Source organism: Acinetobacter legionensis, from assembly GCF_057165765.1.
On the sequence record NZ_CM169896.1, the window covers coordinates 4095177 to 4116977 of the forward strand.

Sequence of the window (21801 nt, forward strand, 5' to 3'; positions counted from 1 at the left end):
TTCTAATTCAAGTCTATCTTAGCATGACATTTCTACAGTACTAAATCAGCGCAAAACCAAGTTTTATTTTGTTCATGCCACAACAGAACACACCACAATACTTTAACAAACTATTTTAAATATCAAATAAAGCATGTGATTAGAAGCACTTGTTACGCGAAGCCCACAATGTGCTACTGCTTACGGATATCATTTGGCTCTTCTGCAACGGGTGTAGTCACAGCATTACCTTGTACTGCACTTGTCTTGGCTCCTGTAGGCACCTTTTGATACTGACTTGAAGGTTGTGCTGTCGGTTGCGGTTGTACCAGCTTAGGTTGCGAACTTGGTGTCGAGCTAAACGGCAATCGTTGCTGAAAAACATCATCAACATTGGCAGGGAGCTTAGCAAAATTACCATCTTTATCCATCGCCAATTGCAGGCTATACAGCTGATCATAACGTTGTTGAGATATACGGCGTATATCGGCACCCCCACCCACGATGGTTGGATGGATAAACACAAGTAAATTCCGCTTTATGTTCGACTTTGCATCCGATCTAAATAACCGGCCTAAGCCTGGGATATCACCTAACAATGGCACAGACTGACGACCAAGAACAGTATCATCAGAAATCAAGCCACCTAACACCACGGTTTGCCCATGATCTGCGGTTACAGTAGTTTTGATTGAACGCTTGCTGGTCACTAAATCTTGAGCTTGCCCTTTACTTGACTTAACGCCTGAGACTTCTTGTTCAACTTCTAAACGAATCGAACCGCCCTCACCAATATGCGGAATTACCTTTAACGTCACCCCCACATCCTTACGCTCAATTGAGGTATATGGATTGACGGTGCCACCTGTCCCAGTACTGACTGAGCCAGTAACAAATGGAACATTTTCACCGACGACAATATATGCTTCTTCATTGTCCATGGTAAGAATAGATGGTGTAGACAAGAGGTTGGATTTTGTACGCTCTTTTAAAGCCTGAATCATCGCACCATATAATCTGCGTGAACCGTCTGCACCTTCTTTATAATCCCCAACAATAAGTGAAGTTCCTGCACCGAGTGCACCTAAACTAGAAGCACCACCTGTTAAATAACCTGCAGCCAATTTTGATAAACTCGTACCCAAATTATCAAAATTAATTAAACCCACACCACTACTTAAATCACCCATTGCCCATTGCACACCAAGCTGATCTGCATCATTGCCTTGTATTTCAATAATCGTCGCTTCAATCAAAACTTGTTGACGACGTACATCAAGCTGTTGGATGGCAGCCTCTATTTCGCGCATCAGTTGTGGCTCAGCTTTAACCACCAGCGCATTTTGAGCGCCATCTGCAATAATGCTCACACCATTGGCATTAAAACTGGTGATGTTATTTTGATTATTGTTATTTGAGTTGCTGTTTAAATTAATTGCTGGTGTTGAAATACTACTTCCAGTGCTTGAGCCGGTATTCGATGATGAATTGTTATTATTGTTAAAACTGTTGCTATTGCTGTTGTTAGAACTACTATTAGAAGAATTATTTGAACTAGAATTGACTGCCTGACCAGTCACCAAACCTTGCAAAATCTCAGATAAATTCTTTGCACTAGCATATTTTAATTTAAAGACTTTAAGCCCACCTAAACGATCAGCAGACGGGACATCCAACATTTCAATCATGTTGCGGATACGTTTACGTGTACCTGTATCCCCTTTAATCAAAATACGGTTGGTTCGCGCATCAGCGATAATACGAACCCGAGCCCCAGCAAAATCTTTGGATGCACCTGTCGAACTCATTGCATCCAATTGCTTAATAATTTCTTCAGCTTGACTCTGTTGTAAAGGAACAGCTTCAATATCATTTTGCCCAGTACCATCCAAGTTCCGAACAATGGTTTCAAGTTGATAAATATTTGCTGCACGATCTGACACAATTAACGCATTGGTGCCCTGTATTGCTGCCAAATGCGCAAATTGTGGCATTAATGGACGTAATGCTGGGATCAAATCATTGGGGTTGGTATTTTCCAACCAAATCACACGTGTCACAACCTGATCTCCACGTGCATTATTCCGTGGATCATAAGGTACACCAGAATTTTTGACATTACTGTCTGGTACCAAACGAATGGTATTCCCCGATGGAATAGCCACTACACCATTGACATTCAGCACCCCTAAAAATAGGTCATAAACTTCATTTTTATTTAGAGGTTTATTTGAAATAACCGTGACATTGCCACGTACACGGGGATCGACCGCAAAATTTTTGCCCGTAATATCTGCAACTTCATTGATAAAAGCAGTGAGATCAGCATCGCGTAAGTTAATTTTCCACGTCTGTGCATGTGTTGCTGTACTAACTGCAACCAGCATTGGTGCCGCTGCAACTAAAGCCCAAAGTGGTCGATTGTGATTCAAAAAAGCCATAACTTATTATCTATCCTAATTTTATTTGTAGTCCTAGCCACTTACAAACTTTGCTGAATGGTCATCACCTGATCACCACGCTTAATTTCAATTTTTACTTTGCCATCCCGCTTTGCTTGTTCTAGCAGCTGAACATCACTCTGTCCTTGACCAACTGATTGTCCATTGAGCGAAAGAATGCGATCTCCAGATCTTAATCCCAGTTTATTTCGGAGCGCTGCGGGGGTTTGATCTGTTACTTCATAGCCTTGACCGCCACTTGCGTTAACCCCCATGTTCTTTAGGTATTCGTCCCGATTTTCATTCATCCTATCAATCGCTTGCCCCAAAGCATTTTGGCTTGAGTTTTGTGGTTGCGATGGTGCAGGAGTACTTGCTGGCGGGCTAGTATTTTGATCTGTTGATTGCCCTGGCATAGGCTGATACAAACTATCCAGCCCTGTAAAACGCAACTCTTTACTGTTATTTCCACTTTGACTTAAAACAATATGATCCCAATATACTTCGGATAACTGGTAACTAGTACCCTCGATTGTGTCACCGACCGCATAACGATCTGCTGTTTCTTTAACTTTAATTACTGCGGATGAAAAACGTGCTGGATAACTGACGACTACACCTTGTAAGACCATCGGAATACTGTCATCCGCTGTCGTACTAGATCCAACTTCCTCAAATAATGAAAAGCTTGAAATATTTGGAACTTGAACTTGTTGTGAGCCTAGATTCACTTGCTCGGGTTGCATGACTTGTGGTGGCGCAACCACCCACCAAAAAATCGAGGCCAGTTTCCAACACAATGCTAAAATTAAAAGAAATAAAACAACAGGTGCAAGATGCTCTGTTTTTTTCCAAGAAATATTTTCAAACTGTTCTTTTATATTCATCAGAAACCACCTTGAATGAGCGGTTGTCTTGAACTAATTACAAAACTATCCAAACCTGCCTTTCCATCGTAGGAAGGCACATTGAGCAACATCCGTTGTGTTAACTGCACATCTAACATCATAGTTGGATCTAAACTGATATTGGCCATTTTCTGACTACGTTGATCTTGTATATCAAAAATCAGTTTACCCGCCTCATCTTTAACTTGCGCTTTTAAAGATGGGATATTCATTTGATCTTGACGTTGTCCAAAAGTATACCGAAGCTCACCCCCTCCCCAATGCATTTGTCCGTCAACATCACTAAATCCAGTATCTTTTTTAAAACGCAGGCTTGTATCTGAAATTTGAATTGCATTTGCAGGCCACTGCCAATTTGCAATATTCTTTAAAGTTTCTGGTGCAATCTGACCTTGCATCTGATTAATTATTATTTTTTTACCAATACCATAGCCCACTACCCCATTCAGTTGGGTCTGCCCACTGTGTACTTCAATATTTGCACCCACACGTAATAATATCAGATCCCACGGGCGTGTCCTCCACGAAACGGAACCATGTAAATTACCTTTATGCCAATCTGCTTGTCCTTGCCAAATATTTCCACTCACATTTTGTAAGGTTTGATTGTTCTTATAAAATTTAGAAATCAGCCATGTTGCAGGGACTTGTAAAAGTACAAAAATTAAAAAAGCGACCACTCCAGTAATCCACCACGTGATCTGTTTTGATTTTTTATTCATTCATCTTTACCATCATTCATTTATTCTTCCATGCAAGATGATGCCCTCTTGTTTGTACATTATGCATAATTTTTGCATAACGCCAATTCACTCGTATAAAAAAACCAAGCAGATTTGCTTGGTTCTTTAAGTTTAAGGCCTTTGAATGACACTTAGATGAAGATTAGATCAAGAAATCTTCTAATTTTGCACCTTTTTCAATTTCTGCAACCAACCAGCGTGGCTGTTTACCACGTCCAGTCCAAGTTTCAGAAGTGTCTTTTTTATTGCGATAACGCGGCTCAACCGCTTTACGCGTTGTCTTTTTGCGCTTTTGTGCGCCGTATTCAATAAACTGCTCTAAAGTTAAACCAGCAGATTGCGCAATTTCAATAATTTTATTATAAGCGTCTTCAACGGCTTGATCTTTTTTAGTTTCAATTAAAGCTTCTGCTTCAGCTGTTAGCTTTCTTAACTCTTCTACCGATAAATTACTAATATCAGGCATCATTAACTCTCCACGTAAATTTCTTAATACTTATTTAAAATAACTTCATGGCAATAGTATTTTCATTTATTCCAATAAGCAATACATATATTCCTCAATAAACACATAAAACAACAAAAACATTATTATAATTACACCAAAAGGCTTATTTCTAACAGTAAAATAAACCTGATAAGAAAGAATATATTTTCTTATGTTTTAAATATAATGATGATAATTGAGAAATTTTTATGTTTTTGCAAAATCATTATGCACAGTCGCTTCTAAATCAATTATAACTTTTCGCAACTGTTGAGGAATTAGTGCTTTTTTCATTTCTACTTTATCGACAAAAACAATAACTGCCTCTCCGTCAGCAACAATCTGCTGTTGTTGCTCACTGAATAATAGATAATGCATGCGTATTGCACTATTTCTCATTTCTTCTACCCGCGCACCAATATGTAGCACATCGGGATAAAATACTGGTTTTAAATATTTACATTGACTTGAAGCAACAACAGTTAAAACATCTTGGTCAAATACATTCAAACGATCGAAATATTCGATACGTGCACTTTCAATATAGCGATAATACAGCACATTATTTACATGACCAAAAGCATCCATATCCCCCCATGCAACCTTTTGTTCATAAACGATAGGGAATTTTATCAGTGGATTCATTGTAGATTCTCAAATTTTAAATTGAATATAATTGCTGTCTTTTTCAAAAATTGAATTCAATTGTTGAATTAATTCATCATTTCCATTTAAAGTAGATTTGATTCGTAAATAATTCATTAGAATATCATTTGGATATAATAACAAAAGCTGATCAGCTTCGTATTCACGATGCGTCGCAATATATATATGCCATTTAGCAAAGCAAAAAACAGGAATGTTCATATACTTAGATTCAAGATTTATAATCTGTTGCTCTAAATACTCATAATCTGGATTTTGTCTCAACAACTGTTGTTGAAACCATAAATGAAAGACATCTTGGTCAAATTTTTCATTAAGTATTTGAATCACTAACTGCTGTTGTTGCTGAGCAAGTTCAGGTAATCGAGTAATAATTTTCAACCAAAGCACTTTTGTGTCATAAGGCATTTGATCAAGTTGTGACTCTATCTCTAAAAACTTTTGTTGTAATAGTTCAATATCTTCAAAACTTGCTTGGTCATAACAACCTAAAAGCTGTATTAACCATTGCTGTTTAGTTGCAGTTTCTAATTGCCCAAATTGAGTCGAATGTAAATATTGCCAAGGATATTGTATGGCAAACTGTCCCCATAATTTTTGCACACATAATTTATAACTTTCTGAAAGCTGATTTAGCCATGGCGAAAGTTCATGTCGATTTAAAAATTCTAGATGTGTTAAAGCTTGTTGACTGTCTTCTTGCGCTAAATAAATTTCGATACGTAAAATTTCTGCCAACTCAAAAGCGGACGGAGAGCTATTTTCTAAAGCTTTCAGGGCTTCACTATAGTGAAGTTGTTTGAATAATAGTCGAGATTGAACAATGGGCTTTAATAAACCAGATTGATCAAAAATAGTTTGTATAACTTGCTCCTGCTCATCCTCACCATCCAACAACCACAATACACCAAACTGTTCAAATGGATGCAATGTAGTAAAATTTAGTACTTGTTCTAATTTTCTCTTTTCTCTACGGATATAACGGTTGAGGAAATACCACACCACATGCATCAAAAAACTGATACCAACACCAACAAATGTCAAGAACCATAAATTGGTTTGTATTTGAATATTGTGCCATAACACATAAACATAACCCGCCCCTGCGGTATAACTCAACACACTTAAAACAGCTAGAATAATGAGACTAATAAAGGCATAGATCAGGAAAATATGTTTCATCCATCTACCCCAAGACAGCCAAGCTATTGAGTTTAGGGATCGGGGGTTGCGAGGTCTGCTTAATTTTTAATATTTTTTGCTTAAGCTTCTGACTAGCAGTGTCAGGTAAAATATCCAATTGTTGAATCGTTTGATTCAGCATCTCTTGGTATTCAGCAATTTGCCCTTTCACTAATAACTGCTGAGCAAGCAATAATCTCAATTGAACTTCTTTTAAAATAAATTTACGGTTTGCCAATACTGGAGAATTTGTTTCAACAATCTCAATTTGAAACCATTTTTCCCAAAAATATTGCGACTGATCTTGCTCTGGTTTCAATTGATTATTTCTTAGCTCGGATATTAATGCTTGATCAACTTGTTTAAGTAAAGTCTCTAGTTGATCTCGCTGGGCATTTCGTTCAATCACAAAATGTTGAATGCTTTGTATATCTTGCACAATGGTTTGATGTAAGCTTTGTTTTACCGCATCCGCCAACGCATACTGATCTAAGGACTGATTTAATTGAGTAAGATGCTCAAGCGCGTAAACAAACTGTTGTTGTTGCATCGCAAATTGCACCAAGTCTAACTGTTGTTTAACCACCACACTTGGATGAATACCAGAAATTGAAGTTTTTACAGAGGTGGTTTTATTTGCTACCTCTTGAGTGGGTTCATCTGTTTGTCGTTTTACCGCCACCAGTTGATCATTCAAACTGGCATTCTTTTGTTCACTTTTATGTAGCGTTTGTTGAATATCATTGAGCTGTTGTGAAACATGATAGAAGTTATAACTCAATTTAATGAGCCATCCTAAAGCGATCAACAATAAGACATAAATAAACTTCTTCATAACTTCCTTTGCAACTGCACTATGGTTTGTAGAATGGTTTCTGGCTCTAAATTTAAAATTTTAGTGCTGTTCAAACACGCCTGGGTTGCATTTTTATCATGTCTTAATAATTGATACAAACGCTCACCCAGAACCAAATAATGACAAGCACTCACGATCTCTTGATGATCACGGGTTAAAACAAGCCAATTGTTCCAACTGGCTTCACTGCTAATACAACTCCAATAGGGTGGTTCAAACTGGTCAACCCTAGCCACAAAATCTAAAAATCGCTGATGTGTTTCTGGAGGACATGCTCGGTCATATAAGACAAAGTTTAAAACATCAATATGACGGTCTTGACATTGTTGCATCATAAACTGCCGACCGCCTTCACCACGCCAAAAAGCTATTTTCTTTAGATCTTTTAAGGTATTGAATAGGGGCAAGTTCAACATTCCTTCAGATGTTTCCACCATAGGGACATGACTTTCTACACCGTAGTCTGAAAGTCGTTGCGCAGTTTTTTTGCCCACAGCAATCCACTGAATATGTTTGATCTGTAAAAGAGATAGGCCCGATTGCTGAAGATATTGCATACCCACTTGAACAGCAGTTGGACTGACTACAACAATAATTTGAGTTGATAAAAGTTGTAAATAAAGTTGTTGTAATATGTTGTTATAGGGACGTGGGGTCAATTCCAATAATGGAAGATCAACCACGTCAAAACCTGATTGGCGCAGACATTCATTTAATGGCTGAGCACGATCAATCGGGCGAGTATTAATAAACAACATTAAAGCCTAGAAACTAAGCTTGATAAAGTGCTTTGAGTATTTCCCCAGCACCTTGTTCAAGTAGGTTTTGTGCAAGTTGCACACCTAACTGCTCTGCTTGATCTGGTGTGCCACTGACTTGACTACATAACAATGTTTTGCCGTCCGCACTACCAACCCGACCTTCTAAGGACAACAATTGATCACTTAACGTAGCAAAGCCTGCGATAGGCACTTGGCAACCGCCTTCGAGATAAGCATTAAAAGCTCGTTCAGCACGTACACATGCATTGGTTTCACCATGCATTAAAGGCATGATTAAATCCAAAATTTCTTGATCATCTGAGCGACACTCTAAGCCCAGTGCACCTTGACCCACAGCAGGTAAACTAATCTCTGGTGCAAGTGTGTGACGAATACGATCTGAGAGCGCTAATCGTTTCAAACCAGCACTCGCAAGGATAATTGCATCATATTGACCCGCATCCAGCTTGGATAAGCGTGTTCCAACATTGCCGCGTAAATCAATCACATTTAAATCAGGACGCTGTTTTAAAAGCTGACATTTACGGCGTAAGCTCGATGTGCCAAGTGTTGCGCCTTGTGGTAAATCTTCAAACTTTTCATAATGATTGGAAACAAAAGCATCAAAAGGATCTTCACGCTCACAAATTACTGCAAGCACTAAACCTTCAGGTAATTGCATGGGTACATCTTTCATTGAATGAACGGCTAAATCTGCACGACCATCCATTAAAGCTGCTTCTAATTCTTTGACAAATAACCCTTTCCCCCCTATTTTGGCTAAAGGTGTATCCAAAATTTTGTCACCTTGGGTTACAAACGTCACCAACTCTACTTTTACATGTGCGTGTAATTGCTCTAAACGATCACGAATATGCTCAGCCTGCCACATTGCAAGTGGGCTCTGGCGCGTTGCTATTTTCAAGGTTTTCATCATTTCAGCTTTGCCAAACTTTTAAACACTCTAAACTTACCCTGCAATCTCAAAAATGCAAGCGAATTATCAAAATGATTTAATGTTCGTATCCAACTATAAATTCTGCATTCGTTCTCGTAGCAAAGGTAAGTGTCGACGGCTGACGGCCAAACGTTCTTCTAATTCACGGCATCGTGCTTGGTACTGGCCAGAGGACACCATCTCCAACCCGTCTAAATAATCTAGTGAAATTAGAGCATTACGATGAATACGAATAAATCGGTCTGCAAACTCTGTTTCTAAATCTTTAAGCGTTTCATCAATAAGTACACTGCCATTTTTGTGACGTACAGTGACATATTTTTGATCTGCTAAAAAATAGTAAATATTTTCAACAGGAATGAGCTCCAAACCCCGATAGGTTTTTGCAGCAATTTGCTGCCTTTGCACTTTTTCGTCCATGAGTTCTTTTTTTTCTAAGTTAGTTAATTGAGCTTGGGTCAGTTTAGTAACACCCTCCAAAACCGTTTCCAATTCGTCCTTGGCAATGGGTTTTAATAAATATCCTTGGGCTTGAGATTGAATGGCTTGCAAAGCATGTTCATCAAATGCCGTACAAAATACAATTGCGGGCATAGGATTAAAGTGTGCTAAATGCTGCGCACAGCTTAAACCATCCATTTCTGGCATCTGAATATCGAGCAACACAACATCTGGCTCAAACTGCTGAACCATTTCTAATGCCTGTTTACCATGTTGCGCTGTTGCAATAACTTGATGCCCAAGTTGCGACACCAATCGTGATAAGCGGTCCACTGCAAGCGGTTCATCATCACAAATCAGGATGTCCATTGCTCCTCCTTACCAAAATACATCATATTTATTTTAATGAATTTCCCAATCATCTATTTTTATACTGATATTGAATTACCATTGTAAATAATCCATTCCCTGCATAATTTCGAAAATAAACAGAATCGCCAAAATGTGCTTTTAAACGCTGTTTTACATTTTCTAAAGCAATTCCATGCCCTTCTCGCACTTTTATTCTATCTTGTAAAAATGGGTTGGTAATGACTATGTTGACTTGATTTTGCAATATTTCAACCAGTATCCCGATCTTGGCATCGATAATCTTTTTCTCTACCCCGTGAAAAATACTATTTTCAATTAAAGGCTGTAAGGTTAATAAGGGAATTTTGACCTGATCTAATAACAAAGGTTGTTGGATATTCCATTCTACATTTAAACGATCACCTAAACGAATCTGCTCTATTGCAATGTATTGTTGAGATAATTGTATTTCTTCTTTTAGGCTGACCAACTTTAACTCTTGAAAACTTGCTCTAAACAATTTAGATAAATCTATCAGCATTTGTTCAGCTTTATCAGGATCAATTGCAATTAAACTCACCACACTATTTAAACTATTGAATAAAAAATGGGGATGAATTCGGGCTTGCATGGCCTGAATACGCGCATTGAGTTCACTATTTTGCTGTAATACAGCTTGTTCGCGTATATACAGGTAACGTAAACAAAATGCGCCCAGCAATACCCCATAACTGACATGCAAAATAAGATTATGTGAAATGTCAGTTATGGAAATATTTTGTAAAGAAAAATGCGTTCCCCAATAATGAATAATATTTAAAACCAGCGTTGTGCACAGCACGATCACCTGTAAAAGTATAAAACTGAATATTGAAATAGATAAATAGGTATACTGCGATAGCCTTTTTTCAAATACATCCTGAAAAGCCGCAAAAGCCAATAATACCCAATTAATATATAAAATATATTCTAAAACATGCCAAAGGTTTAAATTGCCCCATGATTGTGCTTCTGCCAGGGCTAATAAAAAAGCCAACACATTACTAGAGATAAACAATTCGAATAAATACTTACGATGGCCCATTTTGCTAAAAAAATAAGACTGATAAAAACCACGCCCAGATTTTATTGACGAATGATTGCGCTTTACTTCGGCAAGTGAGGCTGAATTTGTTATACTGCGTTTAGTTCTACTGCTTTTTTTCCTACTGAGCCGATATGACCACATCTTCTAATTCCTCTAATCCGTCACAAGCCCAAACTTCAGGCATGTGGGGCGGTCGTTTCTCTGAAGCTACTGATGCTTTTGTTGCTGAATTTACTGCATCGGTTCAATTTGACCAACGTTTTTATAAACAAGATATTGCTGGATCTATCGCACATGCGACTATGTTAGCAAAAGTTGGTGTCCTTACAGAACAAGAACGTGATGACATTATCAATGGTTTAAACACAATTAAAACTGAAATTGAAGCAGGTCAATTTGAATGGCGCATTGATTTAGAAGATGTGCACATGAATATCGAATCTCGTTTAACTCAACGTATCGGGATTGCAGGTAAAAAATTGCATACTGGTCGTAGCCGTAATGACCAAGTTGCCACAGACATCCGTTTATATGTTCGTGACGAAATTGATGCGATTTTAACTTTACTGGAAAAATTACAAAAAGGCATCTTGGGCTTAGCAGCGAAGAATACTGACACCATCATGCCTGGCTTTACCCATTTACAGACTGCACAACCTGTGACTTTTGGTCATCATTTGATGGCGTGGTTTGAAATGTTGGTGCGTGACTCTGAGCGTTTAATTGACTGCCGTAAACGTGTCAACCGTATGCCTTTAGGTTCAGCTGCGCTTGCTGGAACAACGTATCCTATTGATCGTGCTTATACTGCGGAATTGTTAAACTTTGAAGCCGTTGCTGAAAATTCTTTAGATGCTGTATCTGATCGTGACTTTGCGATTGAATTCAATGCTGCTGCATCTTTAATCATGATGCATTTATCACGTATGTCAGAAGAAATGATTCTTTGGACTTCTGCACAATTTAAGTTTGTGAATATTCCTGACCGTTTCTGTACTGGCTCATCTATCATGCCACAAAAGAAAAACCCAGATGTTCCTGAACTGATTCGTGGTAAAACTGGCCGTGTCTATGGCGACTTAATGAGCCTGCTCACCCTCATGAAAGGTCAACCTTTGGCCTATAACAAAGATAACCAAGAAGACAAAGAGCCTTTGTTTGATGCCATTGATACAGTGCGTGGTTCATTGATGGCTTTTGCAGATATGATTCCTGCACTTGTACCGAATATTGAAATCATGCGTGAAGCGGCTTTACGAGGTTTCTCTACTGCAACAGACTTGGCTGATTACCTTGTAAAAAATGGCGTTGCTTTCCGTGATGCACATGAAATCGTAGGTAAAGCCGTGGCGCTAGGTGTGCAAGAATCGAAAGATCTTTCTGAGTTAAGCCTTGAGCAATTACAACAATTCTCAGATTTAATTCAAGCAGATGTGTTTGAAAAAGCATTAACCCTTGAAGCATCTGTCAATGCGCGTAATCATATTGGTGGTACTGCGCCGGCACAGGTTGCTACTGCAATTGAACGCGCTTATATCCGTTTAGAAAAACTTTATGCATAAGGAGTTTTGATATGACTCGACAAGTATTTTGCCGTAAATATCAAAAAGAGTTAGAAGGTTTAGACTTTGCACCCTTTCCAGGTCCAAAGGGTCAAGTGTTATTTGACACAGTTTCTAAACAAGCTTGGCAAGAATGGTTAAAACACCAAACCACGTTAATCAATGAAAAACGTTTAAACGTGTTTGAACCAGATGCAAAAAAGTTTTTAGAAGAACAGCGTGAAAAATTTTTGGATAATGATCAATCACTGGAAATGGCGGAAGGCTTAAAGCCTGAGTAATAACCAAAGCCTCACAAGGGAAAAATCCTAAAGTGATGTGCATCTTATGCCCATCTAAAAAATCCCCGTCAGGGGATTTTTTTATTGCTTCATCGTACAAGATGACGCGATCACATGAGCTTATAAATTTAATCGTATGTAACGTGGGCTCGACCTTATTACACCTTTAACTTATTGAAAAAAATAATCTTGGCGGAGTCTTGCTGAGCTTTCATCCAATTTCTGGATCAGCCTGCGGCTCGCCCTACTTTTGTTTCGATATGAGGAGCTAAGCTCCGCAAGGGTAACCATCTTGCGCAGCTACATCGCTGCTCACCGCAAAACTCGTCGACCACCAGCAACGCATTCAATGAACCGCAGAAACAACTCTTTATCAATGAAGTCCTGCCTCAGACAGTTGCGAATGACGTTTCAGAGTATCATATTTCATCAAGAGTTTTATATTGAACTCAGGTTATGTATTGTTGGTATATCTCCATGCATAAAAAAAGGAGTCTTGGAGACTCCTATAAACTTTAAATACTTCAGTGGGTACATGCTGTGCAATCAATATACAGAGATGTTATCGCGTAATATTGACCAAAGATACCGAAAATACTGACCAATCACGACAAATTATAATTTTTACAGCACACATCCCGTTCGTTTAACTCAATTTTTAAACTGATCAGAAAACACAATGTCGCTCACCAAACAACATCTAAACTAAGCCACAGAATCGTTCAGCTTATCTGTATTTTCTTCAACCAATAGTGGTTTTTTCTCTACCCATTTGGCTGGAAAATATTTTTCTATGCTGGATGATAACCAGTTTGCGATTGGCTGAGGCAATTTCACACCTAAAGGATTCTGTTCTTGCAAATCCGCAGAAGAAATCACCCGTGTCCCCATCAGGTAATCAAACCAAGGCTTGGTGACACACCAGTTCGCATCTTGATTCGAGTTCATGTGGTGATCATAATGCCAAGGAATTTTCTTCATCGCCCACTCAGGCTCTAAATGTGCACGGCGATGGATATAATAATAATTACATGCACTATAAATAGATGCCGCAACCATTCCTTTCGAAATTGGGTAGAAAATCAAACTTGCCGCACCAGCGACGACCGCCAAAGAAACGATTTCATTCTTGGTTCGCCAATTTGAAATCCCTTCTACATAGCCATCATCATGAAAATCCTGTTTACGAACTTCACGATGGTGTTCCCAATGTGATTTCATACTGCGTGGCACTGGACTAAAACGTGGTTTTCCTGGGCGATGTTGACCATGTAAAATATAGTTATGCGCAACCCATTCAAAACCATTTGCGACGACCAATCCAACTAAAAAACCTTTTAACATATTTAATCCCTCTTGCTTATTGTGAATATAAAACATGCTGGGAAATAGGTATTGACATCAAAAAGTGTTTTCATTGACAAATTACGACAAATTAAAATAGTATCGACAAATCCACTTGAATCCACTCAGCGGCGCTTGTTTGTCTTATTTAAACTCGATTAAAATAGTATGATGCTTAAACTACAGCTGACGTAGATCACACAATAACAAGATGTGTAAATGATGCAATTAAAGGACTATGCTGGCTCCGTATATGGGGGGCTTGGACAATTACTCTATACTTTTAGTGAAGCTAAAGGTCTAAAGATTTCATCCAAATTACAACAGGTTCAAAATGTTGAACGCTTTGAATATACCGTTTGGCGTGAGATTTTGGATGACATACAAGCGCAAGTACAAAGCCCAGCTTTGGGTCTAGACATCTCTAAACATGTACAACCTAAACATATTGGCATCATTGCCTATATTGCACAATCTTGTGACACGCTCGGGGAGGCACTTACCCGTTATCATGATTTTCATCGATTGATTTATGATGGAAGCCCACTCAAGGTTGAATATTATGATGAACAGCACATCTCAGTCCGCTGGGAAAATCTACCTACGCATTTAACCACTCAAATTACTGATGAAATTGCGATGGCTGTATTGATTCAGTTTTTAAGACAATTTATATCAGATGACATCAGTCTCTATCAGGTTAATTTTATTCATCATCAACCTAAAAATGGAATGGTGTATCAAGCGTTCTTTAAGTGTCCTGTGCTCTTTCAACAAGAAAAGGTCGAACTGATCTTTCCCATTAGCGCACTCGCGATTTCCTTTAAACGCAGTGATCAAACTCTGCAAAAACTACTGATGCAGCAAGCGCAAGCTTTACTTGCAAGCTTACCCAATGCCACCCAACTAGATGAGCGCTTACAACAAAGTATTTTATTGGGATTACAAAAAAATAATTATCAGATTGAAACCATTGCTAAACAACTGAATATGTCGATACGTCAGTTACAGCGTCATCTACAAAGTCAAAACACCACCTACCAACAACGTGTTCAGGATGTCCGTCAATTATTAGCCTTTCAGTATTTACAAGATCCACATTTAGGTCTACATGAAATCGCCCTCCTTCTCAGCTACTCAGAACAAAGTGCCTTCCAACGTGCTTTTAAACAATGGACAGGCTTAACACCACAACAATGGCGGATTCAGCACCGAGAATTTAAGTAATTGTGTATTAAATTTATAGCTAAAAACAGCATATTCCTCCATTCCCACGATTAGCCTCTTAAAGTTAAGATTCTGTAAAATATAATTTTTTAAAATAAAAATCAGAACATTAACCGATATTGATATGAATATTTTTTATTTGTGATTTTATTTTCATATTTTTAGACTATTATCTTTATACAGAAAATAAAAGTTGTACCCACTCCAAGGTTATCAACTATTTTAAAATAGCCACATAACCCATTCCGTTCAAAAAAATAATTTAGGAATCAATATGAATAAATATCTCGCAGAATTTATCGGAACCTTTTGGCTGGTGTTTGGAGGATGTGGTAGCGCAATATTTGCCGCTGCTTTTCCAGAACTGGGCATCGGTTTTGCTGGTGTCGCACTGGCATTCGGTTTAACCGTACTCACAGGCGCTTTTGCTTTAGGGCATATCTCAGGCGGGCATTTTAACCCTGCGGTAAGTGTGGGTTTATGGGTAGGTGGTCGTTTTAATGCTAAAGACTTAGCGCCTTATATTATTGCTCAAGTCATCGGTGGTATTTTGGCCGCATTTGTTTTGTATTTAATCGTACAAGGTCAGGCGGGATTCACGGGAACTGGCGGATTCGCCAGCAATGGTTTTGGTGATTTATCCCCTGGAAAATATTCTTTAGTCTCTGCTTTATTGATTGAAATCGTATTAACCGCCTTTTTCTTAATTGTTATTCTCGGTTCAACAGACAAACGTGCACCTGCTGGCTTTGCCCCGATTGCCATCGGTTTAGCCCTTACTTTGATTCACTTAATTAGTATCCCTGTCACCAATACTTCAGTCAATCCAGCCCGTAGTACCGCTGTGGCTTTATTTGCTGAAACAGCAGCACTGAGTCAATTATGGTTATTCTGGGTAGCACCAATTGTCGGTGCAATCATTGGGGCACTGATTTATAAGGTTGTGGGTAATGAGCCTCAATCCTAAATAAGTTTTCAATGTAAAAAAATCCTGCTTCGGCAGGTTTTTTACACTTATAAACCAATAAATTACAAAGTAGCTGATTCAAAAATGGCTTAAAAATAAATATGGTCTTTAAAGAAATGGATTCTCAATTTCACCTTCGCTTTGACGCGCGAGCTGTTCTGGTAGGTCACTTTGCTTCTCTAAACTTGCCACCACATCATTGAGATAGCTTTGTAAAAGCTTAGCCGCTTTTAAGCCTGCTTGATCTTTGGTGATCTGTAAGTTGCCATAAATACTGACACAGTCAGTTTGATTTTCTAAGGTTAAATCATGAATTGAATGTGATTCTGTGCCATTCTCAAACGGTTTAAACATTTTTAATTTTCTCAATTTTTTTCGATCTTATTCACAGTATAAATAGATTCTCAAAAGATACTGCACCATCTGCGCTGAATTATTTCAAAATTTGTAAAATATATTGCAACAACGCTTCAACCAATTGTTTCACCAAGGCATCTTTGGTTTCAGGATCTACTTTCGGCAATTGCATATCCGATGTAGCTGTTGAACCACTTTTGGGTTGGAACTGCTTTTGCAGTGCAGTGATTTTATCCTGACTGACCTCTTCTGCACATTGGCTTTCCGCATCCCAATGTGAGTACTCTATTTCTTTATTGGCCTTGACCTGCTTTGCGTTCAAAGGCAATTTATACGTATTGCGCTTTTGTTCTTCGGTCAGTTGTGGAAATAAATTCATTCCCAACTGCTCTTCTAAATAGCATACGCTGACCACTTTAACCTGAAGTGAATCATTATTTGGCGCATAGTACGCACCAATGATCCCATGTTTAGGCAAGTAAATCGCTTTGTAGATTGCGGTTGGAACAATCACCCCCTTTCCAATGGTTTTTAGTTTTTTTCCTGAAAAGACTGGGCCAGTAACCACATACACATCTTTCTTTTGCTTGGTCACAATTGCACGAGTTGCTTCTTCTAACTCACGCCAAACTTGTTGGTTATTTTTAGCAGCTTGCGGGACCATATTGGCTAAAGAAAAGCTGTCAAACTGTGATTCTTTATTGGGCATATCGGCATTGGGTGACATATGACCACGGTCATAGCCTGAACCACGATAATCCGATAATAATGCACGATGTGCAGCGTTTACACGTGGCTCTTCGTGGAAATTATCTTCACGTTTAATCTTTTGACTTAAGCGCTGTGGAGATAAATATTCTGCTGTCCATAACGGCGTTTTTGAAATCCCCGAATACATCACATTAAACCCATTAAAACATAAGGGATAACTGTTTTTCTTTAAACTTTCTTTGATTAGAACAGGTGGTTGCTCTCGATAGAACTGATTTAAACACACAGAGTTATTGGTACTACTTTGGGTAAACGGCAGTAACTGAAAAATTTTCTCTTGGCCAAACGCAATCGCAAAACTTCCAGTAGCAACAACACCCAAAACCATTTTAACTACTGAATTTTTCAACAAAGGCTTCCTAAACAAGGTTAAATAAACAATCCACTCAAAACTGATACAAATTAAGTTTTTGAATTTAAATAGCTTAACAAGTCAATAAACTGAAAGATATTGTGTCGACCTTCAACCGAGTAAAGCTTCTACGATTTATGCTTAACTAAACAACATTCCATGTAACAATTTATTGTTTATTTCATAAAAAATGCTAGAAAATCAAATATCTTCCAGATGCTTTATCGCACTTGTGATCATGATTATGTCATGTTGCGCAGTGTTGTTCGACAGCTTTGCGACACAATTTGTCGTATAGGATCGTTTTATGCGGATGTCTCATGATTTGCTGGGGAGAATTGAATGATAAAAGCATTCAAACTGAGCATTCTAAAGGGTTTGATACTGTGTCAGTGTAATATCAGCCCATCTACTTTTGCAGGATCAAGAACACAGAGGATAAGAATTCGTATTTTCAGGATTTAGAGAAAAATCCTTACTAAAGATGAAGTGAATCAATGTAATACATCAGCCCATAAAACCCATGGGCAAAAAAAAGCCAGAATGACTTCTGGCTTTTGATTGATATGAATTTAGATTTCGATCTGGCTGCCCATTTCCACCACACGGTTTGGCGGGATTTGATAGAAATCACTCACCGGACTGGTATTACGTTGCATTGAAATAAACAGTTTTTCACGCCATGGCGCCATTCCATCACCCACGGTATGAATCAAACGATCACGTGAGATGAAGAAGCTGATATGCATCATGTCAAATTCAACTTCAAGCTGCTTATAAGCCAACTCTAGCGCGTTTGGAATATCAGGTTGATCCTTAAAGCCATAGTAAACAAAAACCCGTTGGAAGCGCTTATCTAAGACTTCAACACGGATTCTTTCTTGGTCTGGCACATACGGAACATCACGGGTAATCACTGTCACCATAATATTGCGTTCATGCAGGACTTTATTGTGCTTGATATTGTGCAACATCGCATGTGGGACAATATTTGGGTTACCAGTTAAGAATACCGCTTGACCGGGTACAAACTGAGTTTCATCACTCAAGCTGACACTTTTAATAAACAGATCCAACGGCAAGGCATCTTTTTCCAAACGGTTAAAGACAATTTCTCGCCCGGTTTTCCACGTCATCAGAATAGTAAATACGATTGCACCGATCAGGATCGGAACCCATCCACCTGAAATGATTTTTAATGAAGTTGACCCAATAAAAATACTATCAATCACTAAAAATGGGATCGCGAATAATGCCACTTTCCACTTTGGCCAACGCCAAAAACCATAGGCCAAGATTGAAATCAAAATCGTATCGCATAGCATGGTCATGGTAACCGCTACACCATAAGCATTGGCAAGATTGGCACTGTTTTGGAAAATCACAATCAACAAAAGAATCGAGACATAGAGTATCCAGTTGATAAAGGGCAAATAAATCTGACCTTGTTCCACATCAGAAGTGTGATGCACGGTTAATCTTGGCAAATAGCGTAGCTGAATGGCTTGGTTTGCCATTGAAAACACACCAGTAATCACCGCTTGTGAGGCAATCACCGCTGCCGCTGTAGCTAAGGCAATCATGGGGTATAAGCCCCACTCAGGTACAAGCAAATAGAATGGGTTTTCAATCGCACTTGGATTACGCAGTAATAACGCACCTTGCCCTGCATAATTTAATAGCAGACAAGGCAGCACAATGATAAACCAGCCTAAACGAATCGGCAGTCGTCCAAAATGCCCCATATCTGCATAGAGTGCTTCACCACCCGTCACCGTCAAAATCACCGCACCCATGGTTAAAAAAGCCACAAAGGGTTGGTGAAAAATAAAGTTCAGTGCCCAATGTGGACTGAGCATGCTTAAAACATAAGGAGTTTGGCTAATACTATGAATACCGATTAGACCGATAGAGGCAAACCAAGTTAAGGTGATTGGACCAAAAAACTTCCCCATGGTTCCCGTACCATGTCTTTGTACAAGAAACAGTGCGGTAAGAATGCCGATTGCTAAAGGCATCAACCATTTATTAAACATGGGTGTGGCAATACTCAGCCCTTCAATGGCTGAAAGTACTGAAATTGCTGGGGTAATAATGCCATCACCAAAAAACAGCGATGCACCAATAAATCCCAAGGCAATTAAATAGATTTTGCGATTATCTGCGATACGATTAGAGCGTAAGTTCAGCGCCAGCAAGGACATGATACCACCCTCACCATTGTTATCTGCTCGCATGATAATGGTGACGTATTTAAAGCTGATGGTGAGCATCATGCACCAGAAAATCAGTGACAAGATCCCAAGCACGGTCGCTTCGGTGATGGCAATGTGTGCAGTCAGAAAACATTGGCGTAGGGCGTACAAGGGACTGGTTCCGATGTCTCCAAATACCACCCCTAATGCTGCGAGCGTGATCGCAGGTAACGCGGCTTTTTTTGCAGTACTTTGCATAGATTCGTCTTCAAAAATTTAGACACTATTTTTGCGCAATCATATCACTGTGAAATTTTTTTTGCTCTAAATCAATTGTTGCTTGGCAGAAATCTTTTTTTTGGTTATTATCCCACGCCTTGGTGAAGTGTCCGAGTGGCTTAAGGAGCACGCCTGGAAAGTGTGTATACGTTTATAGCGTATCGAGGGTTCGAATCCCTCTTTCACCGCCAAAATTATTCCAACCTCATCCATTGGAAGCTTAAATGCCTAAACTGTAGTGGTTTAGGCTTTTTTGTTGTCTTTCTAATAATCAGAATCTCGATATGGTTGAGATATAATTCATTACTGCAATTTTTATACCCTCCAAATTTCTACAAATACATTGCAATGCTTATAGATGCCAAGGTTAGAAGAATAAAAGTATTAGAAAAGAAAACTAAATACGCTGATGAAAAAGGCATGTATCTAGAGGTCACTCCTTCTGGAGGAATGCATTGGCGCATGAAGTTTCGTTTAAATGGAAAAGAGAATATCTTCAGGATTGGTACATACCCTGAAACGACACTCGCCCAAGCTCGCAGTGCCAAAGATGAAGCTCGATTGAAATTAAAAGATGGGATTAGTCCCAACGAAGCGAAGAAACAAAAAAATAATTACAAGCAGATGAAAATACGCTTTTTAAAACACTTGCTATGGAATGAATGGAAGATCGTAAAGCCGTCATAAAAGAAACGACTTATTTACGTGATTTATCGGTATTTGAAAAAGATTTATTTCCTATCCTTGGTAACATGCCTATTGAGCATATTAAGGGTAAAGACGTATTAGCTTGTGCCAAAAAAATTGAAGAGCGCGGTGCATTGGAAATGGCGAAACGCTCAATACCTTTAGCTGGGCGTATTTTCCGTTACGCGATTCGTAGAGGGTTAATTGAGAATGATCCAACCCCTCACCTTCAAGAAGCCCTCAAGCCACGTAAAGTGAAGCATATGGCCCGTTTAGATATTTCTGAGTTTCCTCCTTTCCTAGAACGAATGGATCGTTATCACGGTAACATTTTAGTTAAAACTGCCTTACAAGTAATGACTTTAACTTTTGTGAGAACGGCTGAGCTCATTAACATGGAGTGGAATGAGATTGATTTCGAGAATCGTTTATGGAGAATTCCTACTGATAAAATAAAAATGGCTCAACCTCACATTGTTCCATTATCTCGACAGGCAATTGAACTGATTGAAGGACTATGCCCACTGACGGGCAATAAACAATACGTTTTTTATAATCACAGTACCGCTAAGCCAATGAGTAGTAATGCTTTACTCTGTGTAATTCGAACAATGGGTTATAACGGCAAAATGACTGGACATGGTTTTCGTGGACTTGCATCAACGACATTACATGAACAAGGTTATATGCATGATGCAATTGAAATTCAGTTGGCGCATAAGGTTGGTAATGCGGTATCTCAGGCATAAAACCATGCACAGCATTTAGAGTACCGAACAAAGATGATGCAAGAATGGTCAGATTTTATTGATTGTTTGAGGAAATAAACTCTGTCTTTTCCTAAGCATAAGGTAGTTTAATCACAAAGTCGTAGGAACGTATATACTCTATTTAACTATTAATTAACCAAAATATAACT

General features: G+C 38.7%; 19 protein-coding genes, 1 tRNA gene and 1 pseudogene. 6 read left to right on the forward strand and 15 right to left on the reverse strand.

Going from position 1 to position 21801, the window contains the following annotated elements; all coding sequences use genetic code 11:
* Positions 1–173: 173 nt before the first annotated feature.
* From gspD to AC2G3J_RS18795, 11 genes are all read right to left on the reverse strand, one after another.
* The gene (gspD, locus tag AC2G3J_RS18745; protein WP_336952383.1) at positions 174–2420 is read right to left on the reverse strand and encodes a type II secretion system secretin GspD; all 2247 of its coding nucleotides are present in this window, start codon (positions 2418–2420) and stop codon (positions 174–176) included.
* A 41-nt stretch (positions 2421–2461) separates the two neighbouring features.
* Entirely contained in the window at positions 2462–3307 is an 846-nt protein-coding gene (locus tag AC2G3J_RS18750) for a type II secretion system protein N (RefSeq protein ID WP_336952384.1), read from the reverse strand.
* Positions 3307–4050, reverse strand: coding sequence for a type II secretion system protein N (gene gspN, locus AC2G3J_RS18755; RefSeq protein WP_419819706.1), 744 nt, complete (start codon positions 4048–4050; stop codon positions 3307–3309). The genes AC2G3J_RS18750 and gspN overlap by 1 nt, the downstream gene beginning before the upstream one ends.
* Before the next feature lie 163 nt (positions 4051–4213).
* A complete protein-coding gene (locus AC2G3J_RS18760) occupies positions 4214–4540 on the reverse strand; it encodes an H-NS histone family protein (protein WP_336952386.1) in 327 nt (108 codons plus the stop codon).
* Positions 4541–4765: 225 nt separating this feature from the next.
* Complete coding sequence (locus AC2G3J_RS18765; RefSeq protein WP_483770425.1) at positions 4766–5203, reverse strand: acyl-CoA thioesterase; 438 nt, start codon at positions 5201–5203, stop codon at positions 4766–4768.
* Between the two features lie 9 nt (positions 5204–5212).
* Positions 5213–6406 carry a YfgM family protein gene (locus tag AC2G3J_RS18770; protein WP_483770426.1) on the reverse strand — a complete coding sequence of 398 codons (1194 nt, stop codon included), beginning with the start codon at positions 6404–6406 and terminating at the stop codon, positions 5213–5215.
* A gap of 4 nt (positions 6407–6410) precedes the next feature.
* Positions 6411–7241, reverse strand: a complete 831-nt coding sequence (locus AC2G3J_RS18775; protein WP_483770427.1) for a hypothetical protein — start codon at positions 7239–7241, stop codon at positions 6411–6413.
* A complete protein-coding gene (locus tag AC2G3J_RS18780; RefSeq protein WP_483770428.1) occupies positions 7238–8020 on the reverse strand; it encodes a uroporphyrinogen-III synthase in 783 nt (260 codons plus the stop codon). Before AC2G3J_RS18780 ends, AC2G3J_RS18775 begins: the two co-directional genes overlap by 4 nt.
* A 13-nt stretch (positions 8021–8033) precedes the next feature.
* Positions 8034–8957 (reverse strand): hydroxymethylbilane synthase, encoded by a 924-nt coding sequence (gene hemC, locus AC2G3J_RS18785; RefSeq protein WP_336952588.1) that lies wholly within the window; start codon positions 8955–8957, stop codon positions 8034–8036.
* Positions 8958–9053: 96 nt separating this feature from the next.
* The gene (locus tag AC2G3J_RS18790; protein ID WP_336952391.1) at positions 9054–9791 is read right to left on the reverse strand and encodes a LytR/AlgR family response regulator transcription factor; all 738 of its coding nucleotides are present in this window, start codon (positions 9789–9791) and stop codon (positions 9054–9056) included.
* Positions 9792–9840: 49 nt separating this feature from the next.
* Positions 9841–10857: a sensor histidine kinase gene (locus AC2G3J_RS18795; RefSeq protein ID WP_483770429.1), complete on the reverse strand. Its 1017-nt coding sequence runs from the start codon at positions 10855–10857 to the stop codon at positions 9841–9843.
* A gap of 134 nt (positions 10858–10991) precedes the next feature.
* Between AC2G3J_RS18795 and argH the strand changes: the two genes are divergently transcribed.
* Together argH and AC2G3J_RS18805 are read left to right on the forward strand one after the other, a co-directional pair.
* A complete protein-coding gene (gene argH / locus AC2G3J_RS18800; protein ID WP_419326977.1) occupies positions 10992–12422 on the forward strand; it encodes an argininosuccinate lyase in 1431 nt (476 codons plus the stop codon).
* Positions 12423–12433: 11 nt separating this feature from the next.
* Positions 12434–12703 carry an oxidative damage protection protein gene (locus tag AC2G3J_RS18805; RefSeq protein WP_004818487.1) on the forward strand — a complete coding sequence of 90 codons (270 nt, stop codon included), beginning with the start codon at positions 12434–12436 and terminating at the stop codon, positions 12701–12703.
* Between the two features lie 705 nt (positions 12704–13408).
* Here AC2G3J_RS18805 and AC2G3J_RS18810 read toward each other — a convergent pair.
* Positions 13409–14047, reverse strand: coding sequence for a sterol desaturase family protein (locus AC2G3J_RS18810; RefSeq protein WP_336952394.1), 639 nt, complete (start codon positions 14045–14047; stop codon positions 13409–13411).
* Positions 14048–14266: 219 nt separating this feature from the next.
* Between AC2G3J_RS18810 and AC2G3J_RS18815 the strand changes: the two genes are divergently transcribed.
* A complete protein-coding gene (locus AC2G3J_RS18815) occupies positions 14267–15274 on the forward strand; it encodes an AraC family transcriptional regulator (RefSeq protein WP_419326975.1) in 1008 nt (335 codons plus the stop codon).
* 274 nt (positions 15275–15548) lie between these two features.
* Positions 15549–16241, forward strand: coding sequence for an aquaporin Z (aqpZ, locus tag AC2G3J_RS18820; protein WP_004718527.1), 693 nt, complete (start codon positions 15549–15551; stop codon positions 16239–16241).
* A 108-nt stretch (positions 16242–16349) separates the two neighbouring features.
* Here aqpZ and AC2G3J_RS18825 read toward each other — a convergent pair whose 3' ends face one another.
* The 3 genes from AC2G3J_RS18825 to AC2G3J_RS18835 form a co-directional block, all read right to left on the reverse strand.
* Positions 16350–16595, reverse strand: coding sequence for a hypothetical protein (locus AC2G3J_RS18825; RefSeq protein ID WP_151802451.1), 246 nt, complete (start codon positions 16593–16595; stop codon positions 16350–16352).
* Positions 16596–16674: 79 nt separating this feature from the next.
* Positions 16675–17697 carry a DNA/RNA non-specific endonuclease gene (locus AC2G3J_RS18830; RefSeq protein WP_483771092.1) on the reverse strand — a complete coding sequence of 341 codons (1023 nt, stop codon included), beginning with the start codon at positions 17695–17697 and terminating at the stop codon, positions 16675–16677.
* Between the two features lie 596 nt (positions 17698–18293).
* The gene (locus AC2G3J_RS18835; protein WP_004718533.1) at positions 18294–20174 is read right to left on the reverse strand and encodes a potassium transporter Kup; all 1881 of its coding nucleotides are present in this window, start codon (positions 20172–20174) and stop codon (positions 18294–18296) included.
* Between the two features lie 121 nt (positions 20175–20295).
* Between AC2G3J_RS18835 and AC2G3J_RS18840 the strand changes: the two genes are divergently transcribed.
* Positions 20296–20386, forward strand: a tRNA-Ser gene (locus AC2G3J_RS18840).
* Positions 20387–20543: 157 nt separating this feature from the next.
* A pseudogene (locus tag AC2G3J_RS18845) lies at positions 20544–21709 on the forward strand (tyrosine-type recombinase/integrase).
* Positions 21710–21801 lie beyond the last annotated feature (92 nt).

Bases quoted from the DNA above. Each gene is read 5' to 3' on its own strand.
- AC2G3J_RS18810 (WP_336952394.1), bottom strand. From the start codon at position 14,047: ATGTTAAAAGGTTTTTTAGTTGGATTGGTCGTCGCAAATGGTTTTGAA.
- AC2G3J_RS18750 (WP_336952384.1), bottom strand. From the start codon at position 3,307: ATGAATATAAAAGAACAGTTTGAAAATATTTCTTGGAAAAAAACAGAG.
- gspD (WP_336952383.1), bottom strand. From the start codon at position 2,420: ATGGCTTTTTTGAATCACAATCGACCACTTTGGGCTTTAGTTGCAGCG.
- gspN (WP_419819706.1), bottom strand. From the start codon at position 4,050: ATGAATAAAAAATCAAAACAGATCACGTGGTGGATTACTGGAGTGGTC.
- AC2G3J_RS18825 (WP_151802451.1), bottom strand. From the start codon at position 16,595: ATGTTTAAACCGTTTGAGAATGGCACAGAATCACATTCAATTCATGAT.
- AC2G3J_RS18780 (WP_483770428.1), bottom strand. From the start codon at position 8,020: ATGTTGTTTATTAATACTCGCCCGATTGATCGTGCTCAGCCATTAAAT.
- argH (WP_419326977.1), top strand. From the start codon at position 10,992: ATGACCACATCTTCTAATTCCTCTAATCCGTCACAAGCCCAAACTTCA.
- AC2G3J_RS18805 (WP_004818487.1), top strand. From the start codon at position 12,434: ATGACTCGACAAGTATTTTGCCGTAAATATCAAAAAGAGTTAGAAGGT.
- AC2G3J_RS18760 (WP_336952386.1), bottom strand. From the start codon at position 4,540: ATGATGCCTGATATTAGTAATTTATCGGTAGAAGAGTTAAGAAAGCTA.
- aqpZ (WP_004718527.1), top strand. From the start codon at position 15,549: ATGAATAAATATCTCGCAGAATTTATCGGAACCTTTTGGCTGGTGTTT.
- AC2G3J_RS18830 (WP_483771092.1), bottom strand. From the start codon at position 17,697: ATGGTTTTGGGTGTTGTTGCTACTGGAAGTTTTGCGATTGCGTTTGGC.
- AC2G3J_RS18835 (WP_004718533.1), bottom strand. From the start codon at position 20,174: ATGCAAAGTACTGCAAAAAAAGCCGCGTTACCTGCGATCACGCTCGCA.
- hemC (WP_336952588.1), bottom strand. From the start codon at position 8,957: ATGAAAACCTTGAAAATAGCAACGCGCCAGAGCCCACTTGCAATGTGG.
- AC2G3J_RS18770 (WP_483770426.1), bottom strand. From the start codon at position 6,406: ATGAAACATATTTTCCTGATCTATGCCTTTATTAGTCTCATTATTCTA.
- AC2G3J_RS18765 (WP_483770425.1), bottom strand. From the start codon at position 5,203: ATGAATCCACTGATAAAATTCCCTATCGTTTATGAACAAAAGGTTGCA.
- AC2G3J_RS18795 (WP_483770429.1), bottom strand. From the start codon at position 10,857: ATGGGCCATCGTAAGTATTTATTCGAATTGTTTATCTCTAGTAATGTG.
- AC2G3J_RS18790 (WP_336952391.1), bottom strand. From the start codon at position 9,791: ATGGACATCCTGATTTGTGATGATGAACCGCTTGCAGTGGACCGCTTA.
- AC2G3J_RS18775 (WP_483770427.1), bottom strand. From the start codon at position 7,241: ATGAAGAAGTTTATTTATGTCTTATTGTTGATCGCTTTAGGATGGCTC.
- AC2G3J_RS18815 (WP_419326975.1), top strand. From the start codon at position 14,267: ATGATGCAATTAAAGGACTATGCTGGCTCCGTATATGGGGGGCTTGGA.